18 protein-coding genes are annotated in these 21,258 nt (G+C 62.7%); 14 read left to right on the top strand and 4 right to left on the bottom strand.

Annotated features, from left to right (window positions below):
* The first annotated feature begins 79 nt into the window (after positions 1-79).
* The 7 genes from cphA (at position 80) to VNT00_RS07605 (ending at position 10,030) form a co-directional block, all read left to right on the top strand.
* Positions 80-2,668: a cyanophycin synthetase gene (gene cphA / locus VNT00_RS07635; protein WP_325586097.1), complete on the top strand. Its 2,589-nt coding sequence runs from the start codon at positions 80-82 to the stop codon at positions 2,666-2,668.
* Positions 2,669-2,843: 175 nt separating this feature from the next.
* A complete protein-coding gene (locus VNT00_RS07630; RefSeq protein WP_325586095.1) occupies positions 2,844-3,647 on the top strand; it encodes a class I SAM-dependent methyltransferase in 804 nt (267 codons plus the stop codon).
* Positions 3,648-3,749: 102 nt separating this feature from the next.
* Positions 3,750-4,802 carry an XdhC family protein gene (locus VNT00_RS07625; protein ID WP_325586093.1) on the top strand — a complete coding sequence of 351 codons (1,053 nt, stop codon included), beginning with the start codon at positions 3,750-3,752 and terminating at the stop codon, positions 4,800-4,802.
* Between the two features lie 449 nt (positions 4,803-5,251).
* Positions 5,252-6,430, top strand: coding sequence for an ABC transporter substrate-binding protein (locus VNT00_RS07620; protein WP_325586262.1), 1,179 nt, complete (start codon positions 5,252-5,254; stop codon positions 6,428-6,430).
* A gap of 71 nt (positions 6,431-6,501) precedes the next feature.
* Positions 6,502-8,529: an ABC transporter permease gene (locus tag VNT00_RS07615; RefSeq protein ID WP_325586091.1), complete on the top strand. Its 2,028-nt coding sequence runs from the start codon at positions 6,502-6,504 to the stop codon at positions 8,527-8,529.
* A complete protein-coding gene (locus VNT00_RS07610) occupies positions 8,526-9,302 on the top strand; it encodes an ABC transporter ATP-binding protein (RefSeq protein WP_325586089.1) in 777 nt (258 codons plus the stop codon). The genes VNT00_RS07615 and VNT00_RS07610 overlap by 4 nt, the downstream gene beginning before the upstream one ends.
* Entirely contained in the window at positions 9,299-10,030 is a 732-nt protein-coding gene (locus VNT00_RS07605) for an ABC transporter ATP-binding protein (protein WP_325586087.1), read from the top strand. Before VNT00_RS07610 ends, VNT00_RS07605 begins: the two co-directional genes overlap by 4 nt.
* Before the next feature lie 66 nt (positions 10,031-10,096).
* Here VNT00_RS07605 and VNT00_RS07600 read toward each other — a convergent pair whose 3' ends face one another.
* Positions 10,097-10,726, bottom strand: coding sequence for a 2OG-Fe(II) oxygenase (locus tag VNT00_RS07600; RefSeq protein WP_325586085.1), 630 nt, complete (start codon positions 10,724-10,726; stop codon positions 10,097-10,099).
* 199 nt (positions 10,727-10,925) lie between these two features.
* On the opposite strand from VNT00_RS07600, the gene VNT00_RS07595 reads away from it, so the two are divergent.
* The 4 genes from VNT00_RS07595 (at position 10,926) to VNT00_RS07580 (ending at position 13,977) form a co-directional block, all read left to right on the top strand.
* Positions 10,926-11,462, top strand: a complete 537-nt coding sequence (locus tag VNT00_RS07595; protein WP_325586083.1) for a TRAP transporter small permease — start codon at positions 10,926-10,928, stop codon at positions 11,460-11,462.
* Complete coding sequence (locus VNT00_RS07590) at positions 11,462-12,784, top strand: TRAP transporter large permease (RefSeq protein ID WP_325586082.1); 1,323 nt, start codon at positions 11,462-11,464, stop codon at positions 12,782-12,784. Before VNT00_RS07595 ends, VNT00_RS07590 begins: the two co-directional genes overlap by 1 nt.
* Positions 12,785-12,796: 12 nt before the next feature.
* Complete coding sequence (gene dctP, locus VNT00_RS07585) at positions 12,797-13,771, top strand: TRAP transporter substrate-binding protein DctP (protein WP_325586080.1); 975 nt, start codon at positions 12,797-12,799, stop codon at positions 13,769-13,771.
* A gap of 101 nt (positions 13,772-13,872) precedes the next feature.
* Positions 13,873-13,977: an LPXTG cell wall anchor domain-containing protein gene (locus tag VNT00_RS07580; protein WP_325586078.1), complete on the top strand. Its 105-nt coding sequence runs from the start codon at positions 13,873-13,875 to the stop codon at positions 13,975-13,977.
* A gap of 100 nt (positions 13,978-14,077) precedes the next feature.
* On the opposite strand, the gene VNT00_RS07575 is transcribed toward VNT00_RS07580, so the two are convergent.
* The 3 genes from VNT00_RS07575 to VNT00_RS07565 form a co-directional block, all read right to left on the bottom strand.
* Complete coding sequence (locus VNT00_RS07575) at positions 14,078-15,349, bottom strand: putative Na+/H+ antiporter (RefSeq protein WP_325586076.1); 1,272 nt, start codon at positions 15,347-15,349, stop codon at positions 14,078-14,080.
* A 114-nt stretch (positions 15,350-15,463) separates the two neighbouring features.
* Complete coding sequence (gene ubiA, locus VNT00_RS07570; protein WP_325586260.1) at positions 15,464-16,348, bottom strand: 4-hydroxybenzoate octaprenyltransferase; 885 nt, start codon at positions 16,346-16,348, stop codon at positions 15,464-15,466.
* Between the two features lie 168 nt (positions 16,349-16,516).
* Entirely contained in the window at positions 16,517-17,737 is a 1,221-nt protein-coding gene (locus tag VNT00_RS07565) for an aminotransferase-like domain-containing protein (RefSeq protein WP_325586074.1), read from the bottom strand.
* Positions 17,738-18,382: 645 nt separating this feature from the next.
* Here VNT00_RS07565 and VNT00_RS07560 point away from each other — a divergent pair.
* Genes VNT00_RS07560 through aspS form a run of 3 tightly spaced genes read left to right on the top strand, consistent with a single transcriptional unit; the run spans position 18,383 to position 21,240 of the window.
* Positions 18,383-18,703 carry an FmdB family zinc ribbon protein gene (locus VNT00_RS07560; protein WP_325586072.1) on the top strand — a complete coding sequence of 107 codons (321 nt, stop codon included), beginning with the start codon at positions 18,383-18,385 and terminating at the stop codon, positions 18,701-18,703.
* 7 nt (positions 18,704-18,710) lie between these two features.
* Positions 18,711-19,412, top strand: coding sequence for a DUF502 domain-containing protein (locus tag VNT00_RS07555; protein WP_325586070.1), 702 nt, complete (start codon positions 18,711-18,713; stop codon positions 19,410-19,412).
* 37 nt (positions 19,413-19,449) lie between these two features.
* Positions 19,450-21,240 carry an aspartate--tRNA ligase gene (aspS, locus tag VNT00_RS07550; protein ID WP_325586068.1) on the top strand — a complete coding sequence of 597 codons (1,791 nt, stop codon included), beginning with the start codon at positions 19,450-19,452 and terminating at the stop codon, positions 21,238-21,240.
* Positions 21,241-21,258 lie beyond the last annotated feature (18 nt).

The following is a 21,258-nucleotide window of genomic DNA, read 5'->3' as shown; positions in this document are numbered from 1 at the left end:
TGCCTGGCCGGCATTTGAACCCTTGACAACGAATACGGCGCTGCCCCTTCGGCGGCGCCAATAAGAGGAAACGCAGTTCATGGAAGTCTCACGTGTAAGAGCTTTGCGCGGCCCCAATCTGTGGAGTCGCCAGACTTCGATCGAAGCCATCGTGTCGTGCACCGATGTCGAATGCGCCATCGATGCGCTGCCAGGATTCGAAACGCGCTTGCGCGCCCGCTTTCCCGAACTGGACCTGCTGCGCCCCTTGAACAACGGACAAAGCTACTCGATGGCGCACGCCCTGGCCTGCGCCGCGTTGAGCCTGCAGTCCCAGGCCGGTTGCGCCGTATCGTTCTACCGCACTTCCGCCACGATAGAGCCCGGAGTGTTCCAGGTCATCGTGGAGTACAGCGAAGAAGACGTCGGCCGGATGGCCTTCGACCTGGCCCAGGATCTTTGCCTGGCGGCCATGGACGACACGCCGTTCGACCTGGCCGATGCACTGGCGCGCCTGCGCGAACTGAATGAAGACGTGCGCCTTGGGCCCAGCACGGGCGCCATCGTGCTGGCGGCGATCGTGCGCTCGATTCCCTATCGCCGCCTGACCCAGGGCAGCCTGGTGCAGTTTGGCTGGGGCAGCCGGCAGCGGCGCATTCAGGCCGCCGAAACCGATTGCACCAGCGCCATTGCCGAATCCATTGCGCAAGACAAGGACCTGACCAAGGCGCTGCTCGGCGCGGCGGGCGTGCCCGTGCCGGACGGCCGCAGCGTGACCACGCCCGAAGAAGCCTGGGAAGTGGCTCGGGAAATCGGCGGGCCGGTGGTGGTCAAGCCGCGCGACGGCAACCAGGGCAAGGGGGTGGCGGTAAACCTCCAGGGGCGCAGCCAGGTTTTTGCAGCCTTCGAGGCGGCGTCCGACATTTGCTCCGAGGTCATCGTCGAGCGGTATTTTCCCGGCCATGATTTCCGCTTGCTGGTGGTGGGCGACAAGCTGGTTGCGGCGGCGCGGCGCGATCCGCCACAGGTCATCGGCGACGGCCGGCACACCATTGCGCAATTGGTCGAGGCCATCAATGCCGACCCCGCGCGCGGCGAAGGCCATGGCACGTCTCTGACCAAGATCCGCATACACGACGACATTGCCGTGGCCACCATGGCCAAGCAAGGCTACGACGCGCACTCCATTCCCCAGAACGGCGTGCTGGTGGCGCTGCGCAATAATGCCAACCTGAGCACCGGCGGCACCGCCACCGATGTCACCGACCACGTTCATCCCGACCTGGCGGCCGTGGCCGTGGCGGCGGCGCAAATGGTGGGCCTGGATATCTGCGGCATCGACCTGGTAAGCGAAAGCGTCTATGAACCGTTGTCTCCCGGCAAAGGCTGCATTGTGGAAGTCAATGCGGCGCCGGGGCTGCGCATGCATCTGAGCCCTTCGTTCGGCAAGGGCCGGGCGGTGGGCGAGGCCATCATCGCCAATATGTTCCCCGAGGGGGAAAACGGCCGTATTCCGTTGGTGGCGATTGCCGGCACCAACGGCAAGACCACCACCACCCGGCTCATTGCGCACTTGCTGGCCGGTACCGGCCTGCGTGTCGGCATGACCAATTCCGACGGGGTGTACATAAACGGCCGGTGCATCGATACCGGCGACTGCAGCGGCCCGCGCAGCGCGCGCAATGTGCTGATGCACCCCGAGGTGGATGCGGCGGTGCTCGAGACCGCGCGCGGCGGCATCCTGCGTGAAGGCTTGGGGTTCGACCGCTGCAATGTGGCGGTCGTCACCAACGTCGGCATGGGCGACCACCTGGGCCTCAACTACATCAGCACGGTGGAGGACCTGGCCATCGTCAAGCGGGTCATTGTCGAAAACGTGGCGCCGGACGGCATGGCCGTGCTGAATGCGGCCGATCCCTATGTGGCGGCCATGGCCGAAAACTGTCCCGGCTCCGTGACTTTCTTTGCGGCCGACGGCAACCATCCTGTGCTGGCCACCCATCGCGCGCAAGGCGGGCGTGCCGTATTCGTCGAGGCTGGCGACATCGTGCTCGCCGAAGGCGGCAATATGCTGCGCCTGCCGCTGAAGAACATTCCGCTGACTCGTGCGGGTACTCTGGGCTTCCAGGTGGAGAACGCCATGGCCGCGGCGGCGGCTGTCTGGGCGCTGGGCCTGGAGGGCGCCTCCATGCAGGCCGGCCTGTCGTCCTTCGTCAGCGACGCCAGCACGGCGCCCGGGCGCTTCAATATGTTCTCGTACAAGGGCGCGACGCTGATCGCCGACTACGGTCACAACCCCGACGCCATCCAGGCTTTGGTGGATGCGGTGGAAAGCCTGCCTGCCAGGCGGCGCAGCGTGGTGATAAGCGGGGCGGGCGATCGCCGCGACATCGATATCCGCCGCCAGACCGAGATTCTGGGCGAAGCCTTCGACGACGTCATCCTGTACGAGGATCAGTGCCAGCGTGGCCGGGAGGACGGCGAAGTGCTGGCCCTGCTGAAGCAGGGCCTGGCCAATGCCGGCCGGGCCAGGCACATACAGGAAATCCATGGCGAGTTCCTGGCCATCGATACCGCGCTGGAAAGGCTGGCCGACGGCGACCTGTGCCTGATCCTCATCGACCAGGTCGAGGCCGCGCTCGAGCACATCGCCAAGCGGGTCGACGAAACCACCTCGCAAGCGGCATAACGCTTCGCAAGAGGGCGGCAGGCGGGCGCAAGCTGGCGCCTGCGGGTTCCCGTTCTTTTTTGCTATTCTTTGATCCATGACCTCAATGCGGCGGAACATGGCGTTCCGCCGCGGGGGCCTTCCGCGTTCCATTTTCAGAAATGCTGGAAGCCCGGCAATCACAGGAGACAAGATCATGAAGCAATTGTTTTTGGCGGGCGCGCTGGCCGCGCTGCTGATGGGCACGGCGCATGCCGACGATGCGCTCAAGGCGGCCATCGCCAGCAGCCAGCGCACGCCGGCCTATGTGCAGCGCGACGCCGCGCGCCATCCCTACGAAACGCTGATGTTCTTCGGCATCAAGCCCACCATGACAGTGGTCGAGCTGTCGCCCGGCGGCGGCTGGTATACCGAAATCCTGGCCCCGTATTTGCGCGACAAGGGCAAGTACATTGCGGGTTCGTATTCGCCTGATTCGTCCGACGAGCACCTGCGCGGCTATGCGCGCAGCTTTCGCAGCAAGATGGCCGCGAATCCGGCGCTTTTCGGCAAGGTCGACGTCGAGGTCTTCGAGCCGCCCCAGCATCTGAATTATGCGCCCGCCGGCAGCGTCGACATGGTGCTGACCTTCCGCAACATCCACAACTGGATCGCGCAGGGCGACGACAATGCGAAGAAGGTTTTCAAAAGCGCCTACGATGTCCTGAAGCACGGCGGCGTGCTGGGCGTGGCCGAGCATCGGCTGCCTGCCGGCATGAAGCAGGATTCGAAAGCCAGCACTGGCTACGTGCATGAGGCCTACGTCATCAAGCTGGCCGAAAGCGTGGGCTTCAAGCTGGACGCCAAATCGGAAATCAATGCCAATCCCAAGGATACGGCCGATCATCCCAACGGAGTCTGGGCATTGCCGCCCACCTATCGCAACAAGGATGCCGACCGCGCCAAGTACCAGGCCATCGGCGAAAGCGACCGCATGACATTGCGGTTTGTTAAGCCGTAAACTAGAGGGCAGCGCCGTTTCCTGTTGTGTTTTCAAGTTTGTGGGCAGCGGCGGCGCCGGCCCCGCGTATGGCGTGGCGGCCGGCAACGATGGAGCGCCACAATGGAAAATCTGGATCTTGTTGTCTTGAGAACTTTGCGCGATTGGCGGCGGGCCGGCAAGCGCGCGCTTTTGGCGACGGTTGTGCGCACCTGGGGTTCGTCGCCGCGGCCCATCGGCTCCATCATGGCCTTGTGCGAAGACGGCACCGTCGTGGGTTCGGTTTCGGGCGGCTGTATCGAAGACGATCTTATCTACCGCTATTCGCAAGCCTATTCGGGCGCGGAAAACCCCTCCAAAATGCCCACGGGCGCGCCGTCTTTCTTGCGGTACGGCATCAAGGCCGACGAAGCCCACCGGTTCGGTCTGCCCTGTGGCGGAACGCTGGAACTGCTTATCGAATACGACTCCGATGCGCAGGCCCTGGCGCAACTGGTGACGGAACTCGAGGCCGGCAAGCTGATGCGGCGCATTGTGCGCTTGTCCGACGGCAGCGTGTCCCAAGAGCCCACCGGCCAGCCTTCCGAGCTTTCCGTGTCGGAAACCGAACTGATCAATACCTTCGGCCCCGAGTACCGCATGCTGCTGATCGGCGCGGGGCAATTGACCGAATACCTGGCCACCATGGCCTTGTTCAACGGCTTTACCGTTACGGTGTGCGATCCGCGCGAAGAATACCGCGCCAGCTGGTCGGTGGCGGGGGCAAGCGTGGTGTCGGAAATGCCCGATGACGTCGTGCGTGAGTTCAAGGCCGACCGGCGCAGCTGCATCATCGCCCTTACCCACGACCCGAAGCTGGACGACCTGGCCCTGCTCGAGGCGCTGGAAACCGAGGCCTTCTACGTGGGCGCCATCGGCTCGCGCAGCAACAACGCCCTGCGGCGCGAACGGCTCATCGAGTACTTCGACCAGACCGAAGCGTCTCTGGCGCGCCTGCGCGGTCCCATCGGCATCTACATAGGCAGCAAGACACCCTCTGAAATTGCGGTAAGCATCATGGCCGAAGTGCTGGCGGTCAAGAACGGCGTAACTCTGCCGCGCGACCTCGATGTGGCCCAGGCCAAGAACAGCGGCGGCATTCCTTCTTCGGGCGCGGATCAAGTGTGCGCCATTTAGCGGCCGTGCCGCAAGCCGGTGCAAACGCGTCGTATTTTTATAGTGGGCACTAAAAAAATAACATTTCGCCCCAAATTTTGCACGGTTTCAGTGCAGGCCGTTCAGGCTCTCCGTAGGCCTAGGGTAACTACTTAGCAGTCACGGCTGGCCATGCCTGTTACAGCGGAAAAGCCCGTCTTTATTGAGCTTTCATCGCTTTAGATTTCAAGTTGTTACATCAGTCCCCGGAAAAATATTTGGGTTCCGGGAGAACCCACATTGCGCATGGTGGAATTTTCCCTTAGTATTTTTTAGCGTTCACTACATACTATTGTAGTCGTCACTACATTTATTCCGGGGCCTTGCGGGTCCGGGCCAAGTATCCACAAGGCCAGCGTTGCCGATGCCGGCCAGTCTCGAGCCAGGAGTGCAGTATGAAATACTTGAAGCAAATGACCGTCGCGGTGGCGATGGCGATGACAGCAGGGTTCTGTGCCAATACCGCCCTGGCGGAATCGAAAGACACCATTCTTATCGGCGAGCTGAACAGCTATAAAACCTTGCCGGCCAACCTTGGGCCGTACAAGAAGGGCTGGGAGCTGGCGCAAGAGCAGATCAACGCCGCCGGCGGCGTGCTGGGCAAGAAGCTGAACACCATTTTCCGCGACGACAACGCCAATGCCGGCGATGCCGTGCGCATCGCCGAAGAGCTGATCTCGCGCGACAAGGTCGACGTGCTGGCCGGCGTCACGCTGTCGCACGTCGGCCTGGCCGTGGCCGACTTCGCCAAGCAGCGCAAAGTGTTCTTCCTGGCGTCGGGGCCGCTAAGCGACAAGGTTGTCTGGCAGGACGGCAATCGCTATACGTATCGCCTGCGCGCCGGCACGCATGCCCTGGCCGCGTCGGTGGCGCCGGCCGCCGCCAAAATGAACAAAAAACGCTGGGCGCTTATCTACCCCAATTACGAATACGGCCAGGCTGCCGTGGCCGCCTTCAAGGCCGAGCTCAAGAAACTGCAGCCAGATGTCGAGTTCGTCGCCGAGCAGGCCACGCCTTTCGGCAAGCTCGATGCCGGCCCCGTGGTGCAAGCCCTGGAAGACGCCAAGCCCGACGCTATTTTCAATGTGCTGTTCGGGCCCGACCTGACCAAGTTCGCCCGCGAAGGCAAGACCCGAGGCCTGTTCAAGAACCGCGAGGTGGTCAGCTTGTTGACCGGCGAGCCCGAGTACCTGGATCCGTTGCGCGGCGATGCCCCCGATGGCTGGTTCGTAACCGGCTATCCCTACACGAACATCGATATCCCCGAGCACAAGGCGTTCATCGAAGCCTATGAAAAGAAATACCACGATTATCCGCGCTTGAATTCGGTCATCGGCTACGCCACCGTTCAGGCGCTGGCCGCCGGCATCACCAAGGCCGGCTCCACCGACACCGAAGCCATGATCAAGGCGTTCAAAGGCCTGCAGTTTGAAACCCCGTTCGGCAAGATGCATTTCCGTCCCATCGACAATCAGGCGACCTGGGGCATACATGTGGGCCGCCTGGTGGTGAAGGACGGCAAGGGCGCGATGCCCAATGGTGAATACATCGACGGCGAGAAGCTGCAGCCCAGCGACGAAGAAGTTCGCCAGATGCGCAAGGCCGATTAGCAGCCGTGAAGCAGCACAAAGCCCCGCATTGCCAATGCGGGCATTTCCTGAATTGAATAGTGGCGGACAGTATGGATTTCTCGGGCTTTATCGTACAGCTGCTCAACGGCTTGGCCGGCGCGTCGTCGCTGTTCATGGTGGCGGCCGGCCTGTCGTTGATCTTCGGCGTGACGCGCATCGTAAATTTCGCCCATGGCTCGTTCTATATGGTCGGCATTTACGTGGCGTATTCGCTGGTCATCACGCTGGAAAACTCCATTGGCTTCTGGCCGGCCATTGTATTGGCCGCCGTGGCGGTGGGCATACTCGGGGGCCTGATCGAAATGGTGCTGTTGCGCCGCATCTATCATGCGCCCGAGCTGTTCCAGCTGCTGGCCACGTTTGCCGTGGCCCTGGTGCTGCGCGATGCCGTGCTTTGGTATTGGGGGCCGGAGGAACTGCTTGGGCCCAGGGCGCCTGGCCTCGAGGGCGCGATTTCGATCTTCGGCCGGCTGTTCCCCACCTACGACCTGTTCCTGATCGCCATCGGGCCGGTGGTGCTGGGCCTGCTGTGGCTGCTGCTTACCAAGACGCATTGGGGCACACTGGTGCGGGCGGCAACGCAAGACCGCGGCATGGTCAGCGCGCTGGGCATCAACCAGGCCTGGCTGTTCACTGCCGTGTTTGCCTTGGGCGCGCTGCTGGCGGCATTCGGCGGGGCGCTGCAGCTGCCGCGCGAACCGGCCAACCTGGAAATGGACATCCAGATCATCGGCGCCGCATTCGTGATCGTGGTGGTGGGCGGCATGGGCTCCATTACCGGCGCCTACGTTGCGGCCCTGCTCATTGCCGAGCTCAAGGCGGTTTGCGTCTGGCTGGGCGTGGTCGAGATCCTCGGGTTCAGTATCTCGTTCACCAAGCTTACGCTGGTGGTGGAATTCCTGGTCATGGCGGTGGTGCTCATCATCCGGCCCTGGGGCTTGTTCGGCAAGGCCCAGGCAGTGCGGCACAATGCTTCCGACGGCGAAGAGCCCCTGCGTCCGGCCAGCAGGCGGTTCAAGCTGGGCGCGGCGGCCTGTGTGCTGCTGTTGCTGGCCATGCCGGCCTTTACCGTGCAGATGCCCTACATTACCGTGCTGTTCATCGACCTTCTGGTGGCCGTGTTGTTCGCGGTAAGCCTGCACTTCATCATGGGGCCGGGTGGCATGCATTCGTTCGGTCATGCCGCTTATTTCGGCCTGGGCGCCTATGCGGCGGCCCTGCTGGTGAAATCGCTGGGCATGCCCATGGAGCTCACCTTCATCGTCGCGCCGCTGGTGGCGGGCGTCGGAGCCCTGGTATACGGCTGGTTCTGCGTGCGGCTGTCGGGCGTGTACCTGGCCATGCTGACCCTTGCCGTGGCGCAAATAACATGGGCCATCTGCTATCAGTGGGACGACTTCACCGGCGGCAGCAACGGCATGACCGGAGTCTGGCCCGCGGCCTGGCTGTCCAATAAAACCGTTTATTACTACCTGACCCTGGTGCTGGTGGTGGGGGCCGCATTGTGGCTGCGCCGCATCCTGTTTTCGCCGTTCGGCTACGCCATGCGGGCGGGGCGCGACTCTTTCCTGCGCGCCGACGCCATCGGCATCAACGTCAAGCGCATTCATTGGTACGGCTTTGTCATCGCCGGCATTGCGGCGGGGCTGGCGGGCACCCTGTTCGCCTTTTCCAAGGGCAGCATCGCGCCCGAAACCTTGCACGTGAACAAGTCCATCGACGGCCTGGTCATGGTGCTGCTGGGCGGCATGCAAACCCTGGTGGGGCCCATAGTCGGCGCGGTTTCGTTCACCTGGCTGCATGACATCGTGGCGCGCAATACCGATTACTGGCGGGCCATGCTGGGCGGAATCATTCTGCTGCTGGTGCTGCTGTTCCCCCAAGGCATTGCCGGCACCCTGAAGCTGCTGTGCGAAAACCTCAGTGCCAGGGCCAAAGGCCGCACGGGAAGCGGCGGCGCCAGCCAGGCGCGTGGCCACGAACCGGCCGATGGGCGGGAACAGGCCGGCGCGGCGCGCACCCAGGCCATGGAGCGCGTCCGCATCGATCGCATTCAAGTCAAGGAGGCGCAGCCATGAGCTTGCTGAAAGTATCGGGCCTGGGCAAGTCCTTCGGCGGCGTTCGGGCCGTGGACGGCATCAATTTCGAGCTGCCGGCCGGCGAGCTCCTGGCTCTTATCGGGCCCAACGGCGCGGGCAAGTCCACGACCTTCAACATGGTCAATGGCCAGCTCAAGGCCGACAGCGGCTCCATCAAGCTGGGCAGCCACGAACTGGTGGGCCTGCCCCCGCGCAGCATCTGGAAGCTGGGCGTGGGCCGCACCTTTCAAATCGCCGAGACCTTCGCGTCGTTGACGGCGATAGAAAACGTGCAGATGGCCTTGCTGTCGGCCGACAACAAGCTGTTGTCCACCTGGCGCCGCGCGGCCGCCTACAAGCGGGACGAGGCCATGGACTTGCTGGACCAGGTGGGCATGGCGGCCCAGGCCGACCGGCCTTGCAGCGTGCTGGCCTACGGCGACGTAAAGCGCGTGGAACTGGCGATCGCCATCGCCAACAACCCCAAGCTGCTGCTCATGGACGAGCCCACCGCCGGCATGGCGCCCAAAGAACGCAACGACCTCATGGCCCTGACCAAGAAGCTGGTCATCGAGCGCGGCATGGCCGTGCTGTTCACCGAGCACAGCATGGACGTGGTGTTCGCCTACGCCGACCGCATGATCGTGCTGGCGCGCGGCCGCCTTATCGCCGAAGGCAAGCCGCTGGAACTGCGCGACCACCCCAAGGTGCAGGAAGTGTATTTCGGCACGGGCAAGACATTCGAAAAGAAAGCGGTAAAGGAGCCGGCATGACGACCCAGACCCTGCTTGAGGCAAAAGGGCTTGCCGCCTGGTACGGCGCGGCCCAGATCCTGTTCGACCTCGACCTGCACGTGCAGCGCGGCGAGGTCGTGGCTTTGATGGGGCGCAACGGCGCGGGTAAGTCCACCACGCTGAAAGCCCTGATGGGCATGCTGGACAAGCGGCGCGGCAGCATCTCCTTCCTGGGCAACGATATCTCGCGCAGCGAACCGCATCACGCGGCGCGCATGGGCCTGGCCTTCGTGCCCGAGGACCGCCGCGTCTTCACCGAGCTTACCGTCATGGAGAACCTGGCCGTGGGCCGCCAGCCCGCGCGCACCTGGTCCGACGGCACGGCGGCGCCGCAATGGACGCCCGAGCGCTTGTTCGATCTGTTTCCCAATCTGGGCGAAATGCCCCTGCGCCCCGGCGGGCGCATGAGCGGCGGCGAACAGCAAATGCTCACAGTGGCCCGGGCGCTTATGGGCAATCCATACCTGGTGCTGCTGGACGAGCCCTCCGAAGGCGTGGCTCCGCTTATTGTCGAGCAAATGGCCAACATGATCATCGAGCTCAAGCAGCAAGGTGTAAGCATCCTGCTTTCCGAGCAGAACATGCATTTTGCCGAGCTGGTCTCCGACAGGGCCTATGTGCTGGAAAAAGGCCAGATACGCTACCAGGCCTCCATGGAAGACCTGGCCGCCAACGACGAAGTCCGGCGCGCGTATCTAAGCGTGTAGCGTGTCGTTCGCCTGATCCGCATGCCCGACTGCGGAGTCTGAACTGGCCATGTGGCCGGCAGCGCGCTAGGAATCCGCGCCCAGCGATTTCAGCGGCGGCTCATCCGAGCGCAGCCAGCCGGTCAGGCTCCAGCGGGCCTGGCGGCATGGCAGGACCTCGTGCGGAATCAGGTCGCTGCGAAAAATCACCAGCCGCGCCGGCATGGGCAGTATGCGTTGCGTTTCGCGGTGGCCGTCGGGGTGGTACAGGCAAAGCTCGCCGCCGTCCAGCGGCTTCCAGTGCGGGTTCAAGTACAGGACAACGGAGATCTTCCGGTGTCCGGTGCCGTGGTGCTGGTCGATGTGCTTTTTGTAGCCGCGACCGGCTTCGTAGCGCGCAAAATGGAATTCCTGGCTGCGCAGGCCCAGGTAATACCTGGCGTTCAGTTCGTGGCGCAATTCCCGCATCCATGTAAAAAAGGGCTGGCCCGCATGCAGCGAGCCGGATTCGACCCAGCAGATCGAGTCTCCGCGGATGTCGGGCCTTTGCTGATGGCTTTGCCCCCGGCCTATGCCGGCCTCGTGGAAATGGCCTGCGTGCCATAGCTCCTGGCCCTGCTTGAGCAAGGCTGCGCGCCAGCTTGCGGGGACAAGGGTATCGCTGACGGCCCAGCCCTGCTCTTCAAGCGAATGGAACAGCGCATTGTGGGAACTCATGCGTTTGTGCCGCCTAAAGCCGAGATTTTGGCATAAAAACCGGCAACCCGCGCCAGGCCTCTTCAGTATGGGCAAGGCCTAGCAATATCCCTAGTTTCTTAATAATAGTTTAAGACTAAAATGATTCTCCCGCATTACGTCCCGGGACAAGGGATGGCCGCGGTCGTTGTTCAAATAAATAATCAAGCAGGAAGGTTTTATGGAAGATGCTGGCAATCAGCAGGAAGCACAGGCGCCGCTGGGCGCGGGCATGCGGGTCTACCGCGGCCTGATGATCGGGACGGGATTGATTGCGGCGGTGCTGTTCGGGGCCATGGCCCTGCTGGTGTGCGCCGACGTGCTGTTGCGCAACCTGGGCATTACAACGATTACCTGGTCGGTGGAAGTCACCGAATACATGCTCATGATCTCGGCCTTCCTGGCGTCGCCGTGGCTGGTCTATACCAACGACCACATCCGCGTCGATATCCTGGTGCGCGGCCTTACCGGCAAAACGAAATGGTGGTTCGACGTCATCGGCGAACTCATTTGCCTGGCCGTGTGCGCCATTCTGGCCGTGCAAAGCGTCTATAGCCTGTTCGACAGCATGCAGCAGGGCGGCATGGTGTTCAAGGTTCTTATCTTCCCCGAGTGGTGGCTGGCTCTTCCCATGACGATTTCGTTCATTCTGTTGACCGTGGAATTCGTGCGCCGGCTTGCGGTGGCTTTCAAGACCGAACACCTGGGGGCGGCGTAATGGAATGGCAATTGGCATTGAGCCTGTTATTGGGCGTGTTGTTCCTGCTTATGCTTATCGGTGTGCCGGTGGCGTTTGCTTTTCTGGGGGTCAACTTGCTGGGCGCCTGGGTCTTCATGGGTGGCGAAGCTGGCTTGGGCCAGTTGGTGCGCAACTCGATCATGTCGGTCAATAGTTTTTCGCTGACGCCCATCCCGCTGTTCATTCTTATGGGCGAGCTGTTGTTTCACAGCGGCCTGGCGTTTCGCGCCATTGCGTCCATCGAGCAGCTCATCGCCAAGCTGCCGGGCCGGCTTTCCATCGTGTCGATCGTGGGCGGCACTATTTTCGCCACCTTGTCGGGTTCGACCATCGCCAATACGGCCATGATGGGCGGCACCTTGCTGCCCGAAATGCTCAAGCGTGGCTACCAGCCCAAAATCGCCATGGGGCCCATCATGGCGGTGGGCGGCATTGCCATGCTGATTCCGCCATCCGCCCTGGCCGTCATGCTGGGCAGCCTGGCCGGCATTTCCATTTCGCAATTGCTTATCGGCGGCATCGTGCCAGGCCTGGTGCTGGCGGTGCTGTTCGTGGCCTACGTCATGATCCGCTGCACCGTGGAGCCTGGCCTTGCCCCGGCCTACGACCCCGAGCAGCGCAAGCACGGCTGGGAACGCTGGAAGCCCTTCGTGCGCGACGTCCTGCCCTTGTTCGGCATCTTCGTGGCGGTGGTGGGCAGCATGCTGGTGGGCTGGGCCTCGCCAACCGAGTCGGCCGCCATCGGCGCCGTGGCCTCGGTCATTGCCATGATCTGCTACCGCGCGTGCACGTGGCAGGCGCTGTACAAGGCGCTTATGGAAACCGCCCGCATCTCGGTCATCATCCTGTTCGTGCTGGTGGCTTCCACCACGTTCTCGCAGCTGCTTAGCTTTTCAGGGGCCACCACGGGCCTGTTGCAGATGATCGGCCAGTACCATCTTTCGCCCGTTTACCTGGTCATGGGCATGCTGGCCATTCTGCTGTTCCTGGGCTGCATCATCGATCAGGTCAGCATGATGATGATCACCCTGCCGTTCTTCATGCCCCTGGCCAACAGCGCGGGCATCGACCCCATCTGGCTGGGCGTCATGCTGCTGCTGGCCATGGAAATCGGCCTGCTCACGCCGCCTTTCGGCTTGCTGTGCATGGTCATGCAAAGCGTTGCGCCGGGCCATATCCGGCTTACGCAAATCTACGGCTCGGTCATGCCGTTCATCATTCTTGAAGTGCTGGTATTGGGGGCGCTTCTGTTCTTGCCGTGGCTGGCTACGGGGCTGCCACAGTTAATGGTTACACCATAAGGAGATACACCGATGAAGAAACAGTTCATGCTGGCGGGAGTTGCCGTCGCGCTGGGTTTTGCCAGCTTTGCGGCGCAGAGCGCCGAAGTCACGCTCAAGGCCGTCAGCGCCTTTGCCAAAGACTCGTTCTTCGATCGCACTTTCGAGGCTTTCGTCAAGAAGGTCAATGCGGAAGGCAAGGGCGTCCTGCAAATCAACCTGCTGGGCGGTCCCGAAACCATGCCTCCGTTCGAAATCGGCAACGCCGTGCGCTCGGGCGTGGTGGACCTGGCCAGCACCACCGGCGTGTTCCATGCCAACCTGGTGCCCGAGGCGCTGGCTTTGAGCTTTACCTCGGTGCCCATGGCCGAGCTGCGTAAAAATGGCGGCTACGAGCTCATGGATAAAATCCATCGCGAAAAAGCCAATATGGTGTGGCTGGGCCGCGAAACCGAAGGCCTCAAGTATCACATCTACACCAATAAAAAGCCGGTCGACGATTCGTTCAGCGGCATGAAGCTGCGCAGCGTTCCGGTGTACCGCGGGTTCTTCCAGTCGTTGGGCGCCTTGCCGCTGCAAGTGCCGCCCGGCGAAGTCTACACCGCGCTCGAGCGCGGCGTGGTCGACGGCTATGGCTGGCCCAGCGTGGGTATTTTCGATCTGGGCTGGCAGGAAAAAACCAAGTATCGCATCGACCCCGGTTTCTATAACGTCGAGGTCAGCCTGTTCATGAACCAGGACAAATGGAAGAAGCTCGACGACCAGCAGCGCGCCTTCCTGCAGAAGCAGGTGGCCGAGGTCGAAGCCAACTTCGCCCACGACCAGGAACTGGCCGCCGAGGAAAAGAAAAAGCTCATCGCAGCCGGCATCCAGATCATCGACCTGCCACCCGAGCAGGCCAAGGCTTTCGAAGCCAAGGCCGACGCCAGCGCCTGGAAGGTCATCGACCAGACCAGCCCCAAATATGCAGCCCAGCTAAGAAAGCTGTTCGGCGGCGAAGGCAAGTAGCCAGCTATTTTTCTTGCTGTACAAAGCCCGGCAGGCGTTTTACGCTATAGCCGGGTTTTGTTGTTTATGATGCTGCTTTTTCCCGGCAAACGGAGGGGCGCATGACAACCGGTGAAATTATCGTTGTACTGTTGCTGGTATTGGGGCTGGCCTGTTCCCTGACCTTGCTGTTCTGGCTGCGCAGGCTGATCCGGCGCAATAAGTAGTACCCCCACGCTTCGCCGCTGACGCGGCTTGCTGCCCCCCGAGGGGACGCTTTTTGCCTTGGGGCGGCCCGGCGGGAGGAAAGGCCCCCACGCTGCGCCGCTAACTGAAGCTATGCGGCAGCAGGAACATGAAGGCCGCCACGGCTGTCGGCAGCAGCGCCGACAGCAGCAGCTTCATGGGCGAAATCGCGCCGTCCGGGAAAAAGTTCTTCAGAATCGAGAATCCGGCCGGATTGGGCGCGTTGGCAATCACGGTAAGGCCGCCGCCGGTAACCGCGCCGGCCACCAGCATATAGCGCCACAAGTCGCTGGTGCCTTCCACCAGCGACCCCAGGTACGTGAGGGCCGCGTTGTCGGTCACTGCGGTAAGCGCCGTTGCGCCCCAATACAGCACGATCGGCTCCAGCCCGCCAAGCAGGTCCTGCAGCCACCATTTCTGCATGCCGCCCAGCACCACCAGCCCCGCCAGGAAAAAGCCCACCATCAGCCCCTCGCGGATCAGCAGGGGGTTCTGGTGGCGCGCGTAGGCATGGGCATAGCCGATGAACATCAGCAAAATGGCCAGGAATACCACCGGGTGGTGCGCGCCCAGCACGATGCCCGACAAGCAGAGCAGGTGGATGAGGATGACGATCGGGGGAACGCGCGGGCGCGTGTCGGGCTCGGCGCCGCCAATTTGCCCGCTCAGCAGATATTTGCGGCACACCAGCGTCAGCACGCCGGCGTTGATGAACACCGCAACTGCGGCGCGCCAGCCGAAATGGGTGGACATGAAGGCCGTATCCCAGCCAAAGGTGTGGGCCACCATGAGCACCGGCGGGGCGGCGTAGGCGGTAAGCACGCCGCCTATGGAAACGTTGACGAACAGCACGCCCAGCGTCATGTACTTGAAGCCGGCCTGGCCCGGCCGGCGGAAGTAGGCATCGCGCAGCATGAGGGCCGCCAGGGTCATGGCGGCCGGTTCGGTGATGAAGGAGCCGGCCAGCGGCACGATGGAAAGCGTGATGAAGAACGTGGCCAGTTCCTGGCGCAAGGGCGTAATGCGGGCGAGCACGCGCACGACGGCGTTCACCAGCTCGATGATGGGCCGGCTGGCCGATACCACCATGATGGCGAAGACAAAGGCGGGCTCTGTGAAGTTGCGGCTGTCCAGGTAGCTTACCGCGCTGTCCGTGCCCGCAAGCAGCGCCATGATGATAACCAGGACGAAGGCCCAGACGCCGAACACGGCTTCCACCTCGGCCAGCATGTGCCATAGGCCAGCGTGGGGACCGTTGCGATTGGCCAGGCGGGCGAAGACCGGCACGGAAAACGTGTGGACGATGGCGATGACGAAGAGCGCGGTGGCGACGACCTCGATGAAGCTGGGCATGTGGTTGACCTTGGTGCTTTATTGGTTATGGCGTTCCGCTCTTGCGTGGCGATGCAAAAGCCGTTCTATTCTATGGCCTGTTCGTGCCAAAAGAGAAGCCGCGCGAACACGGCGCTAAATCAGGCTGCCCGCCAGCGCTGCAACAATGAGCAGGACGCCGACTTGCATATTGGCGCGGAACAGCATGAAATTGCGATCCGGCCGTTCAAGGCTGAACACGCTCATTTGCCAGACAAAGTGGCCGGCGATGACGGCGATTACCGCAAAGTAGGCCCAGCCCATGCCGATGGCCGCGCCGCCGTAGACCCAAAGGGCGATGGTGGCCGTATAGAAGCCGCTGATCCAGGCCTTGCCGTTCTGGGCGAAGCGCATGGCGGTGGAGCGCACGCCGAGGCGCAGGTCGTCCTGCACGTCGACGTAGGCGTAGATGGAGTCGTACCCCACTTGCCACAGCACGGCGCCCACCCACATGGCCACGGCGGCCAATGGCACGGTGTTCTGCGTGTCGGACCAGGCCATCAGCATGCCCCAGTTGAAGCCGATGCCAAGCACCACTTGCGGCCAGTAGGTAAAGCGTTTGCATAGCGGGTAGATGATGACGATGGGCACCAGCAGCACGGCCAGCCAGCGGCTGTATTCGTTGATGGCGAACAGCAGCAGGCCGCACACGAAGAACTGGCCCAGCAGGAAATACAGGGCGTTCTTCAGGGTGAGCTGGCCGCTGGTAAGAGGGCGAAAGCGCGTGCGCTCTACCTTGCTGTCGATGTCGCGGTCGAAGATGTCGTTGAGCGTGCAGCCCACGCCGCGCATCAGCAGGGCGCCCACCGAGAAAACAATCAGTCGGAACAGAGTGGGCCAGCCGTCGGCGGCCTGCACCAGCGCGGCAAGGCATGGCAGCAGCGTAAGCCAGGTTCCCACCGGGCGATCCAGCCGGCACAGCCTGGCATAAGGCCCCCACGACCGTGGCAGCCAGCGCTCGACCCAGTCGTCGGGCCGCATGTCTGAAAGGTCGGAGCTGTGGGCGCGCTGGGCGTAGTCCGGGGTGTCCGGCGGCCCGGGATGATCCGGGCTGTTCTTCGGGTCGGGCTCGCCGGGGGCGGGAGTATTGCCGGGTGGCAACGGCGTATTCACGGCTGTCCTCGCTTGCGGTGTGGGCAAGCCGCCATTTTAGGCGGCTTTCAGGCCCGTACCGCTTTCGGCGATGAGGCGGCCGAGGGTGGCAATGCCTTCGCGGATCTTTTCCTCGGGCACGGTCACGAAGCTGAGGCGCAAGGTATTGGTTTGCGGCGTAACGCCGGCATAGAAAGGCTCGCCGGGCACGAAGGCCACCTTGTTTTGGATGGCGCGCTGCAGCAGCTCGTTGGAATCGATGTGGCCGGGCAAGGTGACCCACAGGAACATGCCGCCTTCGGGTTTCGTCCAGGTGACGTCCGAGGGGAAGAACTCTTGCATGGCCGTGAGCATGTAGCCGCACTGCTGCTTGTACAGCTCGCGCACGGCGGGCAGGTGGGTTTTCAGGAAGCCGCTCTTGATGGTTTCGTACACGGCCATCTGGGTCAGCGTTGCGGTGTGCAGGTCGGTGGCCTGCTTGATTTGCACCAGCTTGGCGATGATGGGCCGCGGCGCCACAATGTAGCCCAGGCGCAGCCCCGGAGCCAGCACCTTCGAGAACGTGCCCAGCCGGATGACGGTGGCGCCGGCGGCACGGCCCAGGCCAAGCAGGCCTGGCAGGTCTTCGCCGGCATAACGCAGGTCGCCGTAGGGGTCGTCTTCGATGATGGGCACATTGGCTTGCGCGCAGCGCTGCACCAGTGCCTTGCGGCGTTCCAGGTTCAGCGTGGTGCCGGTTGGGTTCTGGAAGTTCGGCAGGGCGTAGATGAAGCGCGCGTCCTGGACGCGCTCGTCGGTCAGGCCTTTGGGGATCAACCCGCCCAGGTCGGTGGGCACGGCCTGGTAGGCGGGTTCGAACAGGGAAAAGGACTGCAGCGCGCCCAGGTAGCTGGGCGATTCGACCAGAACCTTGCTGCCCGGATCGATGAACAGCTTGCCCAGCATGTCCAGCGCCTGCTGCGAACCCGAGACGATAAGCACTTCTTCAGGAGAGACATCGTTGGCGCCGACCCGCGCGAGGTCTTGCGCCACCCAGGCCCGCAAGGGCGCGTAGCCTTCGGTGGGCCCGTATTGCAATGCGGACCGCCCGTTTTGCCGCAGGACGTTGTCGAAGGCGGTGTTGATGGCGTCTACCGGAAACCCTTTCGGTGCGGGCAGCCCGCCCGCGAATGAAATAATTTCAGGCCGTTCGGTGACTTTCAGAATCTCGCGGATGGCCGAGCTGGTGATTTTTTGCGCGCGTTGCGAAAAGGTGTAGGGTTGGGGGGTAACGCTCATGTTGCCTGTTCCTGAAAAAGAGCAATAACCGCTTAGAATACTGCAACTGATCCTAAAATGCTTGACCAGAGCGTAACCCGCAGGCCAGCCAGGCCGGGTGGAGCAGCGTGGGGCCTTTTTTGCCGCCGGGCCGCCCCAAGGCAAAAAGCGCCCCCCTGGGGGGCAGCAAGCTGCGTAGCGGCGCGGCGTGGGGGCCTTTTTTGCCGCCGGGCCGCCCCAAGGCAAAAAGCGCCCCCTTGGGGGGCAGCAAGCTGCGTAGCAGCGCGGCGTGGGGGCCTTTTTTGCCGCCGGGCCGCCCCAAGGCAAAAAGCGCCCCCCTGGGGGGGCAGCAAGCCGCGCTAGCGGTGCAGCGTGGGGGCCTATCCCACGCCTATCCCGCTTGTTTTGCTCCGATCCGCCCGCATATACAGGGTGGCAAACCCCCGTCGCCGGGGGCGATGCCGGGATCCGGGGCTGCCGGGCCAGGCTTCCTGGTGGGTAAATATTGCCAAAAACGGCTAAAATCACGCGTTGGCAAGATGTTTTTCAGGCTTGGCCGGCTGGTTTGCGGCGGTTTCGCAGCGGCCCGAATTTTGCCGCGCGCACTGCTACCCACGATGCGCTGGCGGCGGCCTGGAGTCAGGCCAACTTTCTTGGGATTTTCTCGTGCCTATTTATGCTTATCGATGCAGTGCTTGCGGACATGCGCAAGACGTACTGCAGAAAATGTCCGACCCTGTTTTAACGGTTTGCCCCGAATGCGGGCAAAGCACGTACCAAAAACAGGTTACCGCGGCCGGCTTCCAGCTCAAGGGCTCGGGCTGGTACGTTACCGATTTTCGCGGCAAGGGCGGCTCGTCCACGGGTGCCGGCGCTTCGTCGAGCCCCAGCTCTGACTCGGGTTCGGGCTCCAGTTCAGGTTCGGCGTCGTCGGACTCGGGCACTGCTTCCAGCGCCCCCGCCGCCCCGCCGCCGTCGCCCACGTAAGGCATGCATGCGTATTCTTAAGCGCTACTTCATCACCGGCCTGCTGATCTGGATTCCCCTGGTCATCACGGTCTGGGTCATTACGCTGGTCATTCACACGCTGGAAAGCGTGGTGCCGGCGTTTTTGTCGTCGCAGTCGCTGTTTGGCGTGCAGATTCCCGGCTTCCAGGTGGTGTTGGTACTGCTGGTGGTGTTCTTCAGCGGCCTGTTCGGCGCCAACTTCATCGGCCGTACCCTGCTCGAGCGCTGGGAGCACCTGCTGGGCCGCATTCCCTTGGTGCGTTCCATCTACAACTCGGTCAAGCAGGTCAGCGACACCGTGCTGTCGCCCAACGGCCAGGCGTTCCGCGATGCGGTGCTGGTGCAGTATCCGCGCCACGGGTCCTGGACCATCGCCTTTCTTACCGGCGTGCCCAGCGGCGAGGTTGCCGAAAAGCTCGATGGCGATTATGTCAGCGTGTATGTGCCCACCACGCCCAACCCCACGTCGGGCTTTTTCCTGATGATGCCGCGCAGCGAAGTGCAGGTGCTGGACATCAGCGTCGACGCCGCCTTGAAGTACATCGTGTCCATGGGGGTCGTGGCGCCTCCGGCCGCCTTGCCGGCCGATTCGGGCGACGACCCGGGGTCCGCGCCCCTGGCCGGCGCCAACCCGCCCGTCAATGTTGCCGACGGCCCGGATTCCGCTTCCGGCGCCGGGCAGTCCTGAAATTTCAAATCAAGTTCTTTATACGGAGTATTCGTTCATGCGTACCTGCTACACCGGCGAGGTCAGTCGAGACCACCTAGGCCAGACAGTCACTTTGTTTGGCTGGGTTCATCGTCGTCGCGACCACGGAGGCGTGATCTTCATCGATTTGCGCGACCGTGCCGGTCTGGCGCAAATCGTCGTGGACCCCGACAATGTCGACGCCTTTGCCATCGCCGAGCGCATCCGCAATGAGTTCTGCGTGCGCATGACCGGCCTGGTGCGGCTGCGTCCCGAAGGCACCAACAATGCCGAGCTGGCCTCGGGCGAAATCGAAATCCTGTGCCGCGAAATCGAAATCCTCAATCCTTCGGTGACCCCGCCGTTCCAGCTGGACGACGACAACCTGTCGGAAACCACGCGCCTGACGCACCGCGTCCTGGACTTGCGCCGTCCGCAGATGCAGCGCAACCTCATGTTGCGCTACCGCGTATCGATCGAGGTGCGCAAATACCTGGACAACCTGGGCTTCGTCGATATCGAAACCCCCATGCTCACCAAGAGCACGCCGGAAGGCGCGCGCGACTACCTGGTCCCTTCGCGCGTCAATCCGGGCGAGTTCTTCGCCTTGCCACAGTCCCCCCAGCTGTTCAAGCAAATGCTGATGGTGGCTGGGTTCGACCGCTACTACCAAATCACCAAGTGCTTCCGCGATGAAGACCTGCGCGCCGACCGCCAGCCCGAATTCACGCAGATCGATTGCGAAACCTCGTTCCTGAACGAGCAGGAAATCCGCGACATCTTCGAAGGCATGCTGCGCCATGTGTTCAGCACCGTTCAGGACGTGCAATTGCCCGCCGAGTTTCCCTCCATGACCTGGGAAGAGGCCATGCGCCGTTTCGGTTCCGACAAGCCCGACCTGCGCGTCAAGCTGGAGTTCGTCGATATTTCCGACCTCATGGCCGATGTCGACTTCAAGGTGTTCTCGGCGCCGGCCAACGATGCGGGCAGCCGCGTCGTGGCCTTGCGTGTGCCTGGCGGCGGCTCCATGCCGCGCAGCGAAATCGATGCCTACACCAAGTTCGTGGGCATATACGGCGCCAAGGGCCTGGCCTACATCAAGGTCAACGATGCCGCCTCCGTTCCCGAAGGCCTGCAGTCGCCCATCGTCAAGAACATCCACAACACCGCGCTGACCAAGCTCATCGAGCGCACCGGCGCGCAAAGCGGCGACCTCATCTTCTTCGGCGCCGACAAGATCAAGGTGGTCAACGACGCCATGGGCGCGCTGCGGGTCAAGATCGGCCATAGCGAGTTCGGCAAAGAGCACGGCCTTTTCGAGCCCGGCTGGAAGCCCTTGTGGGTGGTGGATTTCCCCATGTTCGAATACGACCAGGGCGAAGGGCGCTACACGGCCGCCCACCATCCGTTCACCAGCCCCAAGGACGGCCACGAGGAATTCCTCGAAAGCGATCCTGCCAAAGCGCTGGCCAAGGCGTACGATATAGTCTTGAACGGTTGGGAAATCGGTGGCGGCTCGGTGCGTATCCATCGCGCCGAGATCCAAAGCAAGGTGTTCCAGGCGCTTAACATCGGCGCCGAAGAGGCCGCCGAGAAGTTCGGCTTCCTGCTCGACGCCCTGCAATATGGCGCGCCTCCGCATGGCGGCATCGCGTTCGGGCTCGACCGTCTGGTCACCATGATGACCGGCGCCGAATCCATTCGCGACGTCATTGCCTTCCCCAAGACGCAGCGCGCGCAAGACCTGCTGACGCATGCGCCTTCGCCCGTCGATGAAAAGCAGTTGCGCGAATTGCACATCCGCTTGCGCAACACCGAGGTAAAGTAAGACTCAAGAGGCCGGCTC

This window comes from Eoetvoesiella sp., assembly GCF_035555955.1.
Classification (GTDB): Bacteria; Pseudomonadota; Gammaproteobacteria; order Burkholderiales; family Burkholderiaceae_B; genus Eoetvoesia.
The sequence above is the reverse complement of the archived record's forward strand: the minus strand, read 5'-3'. Positions and strand labels throughout refer to the sequence as shown.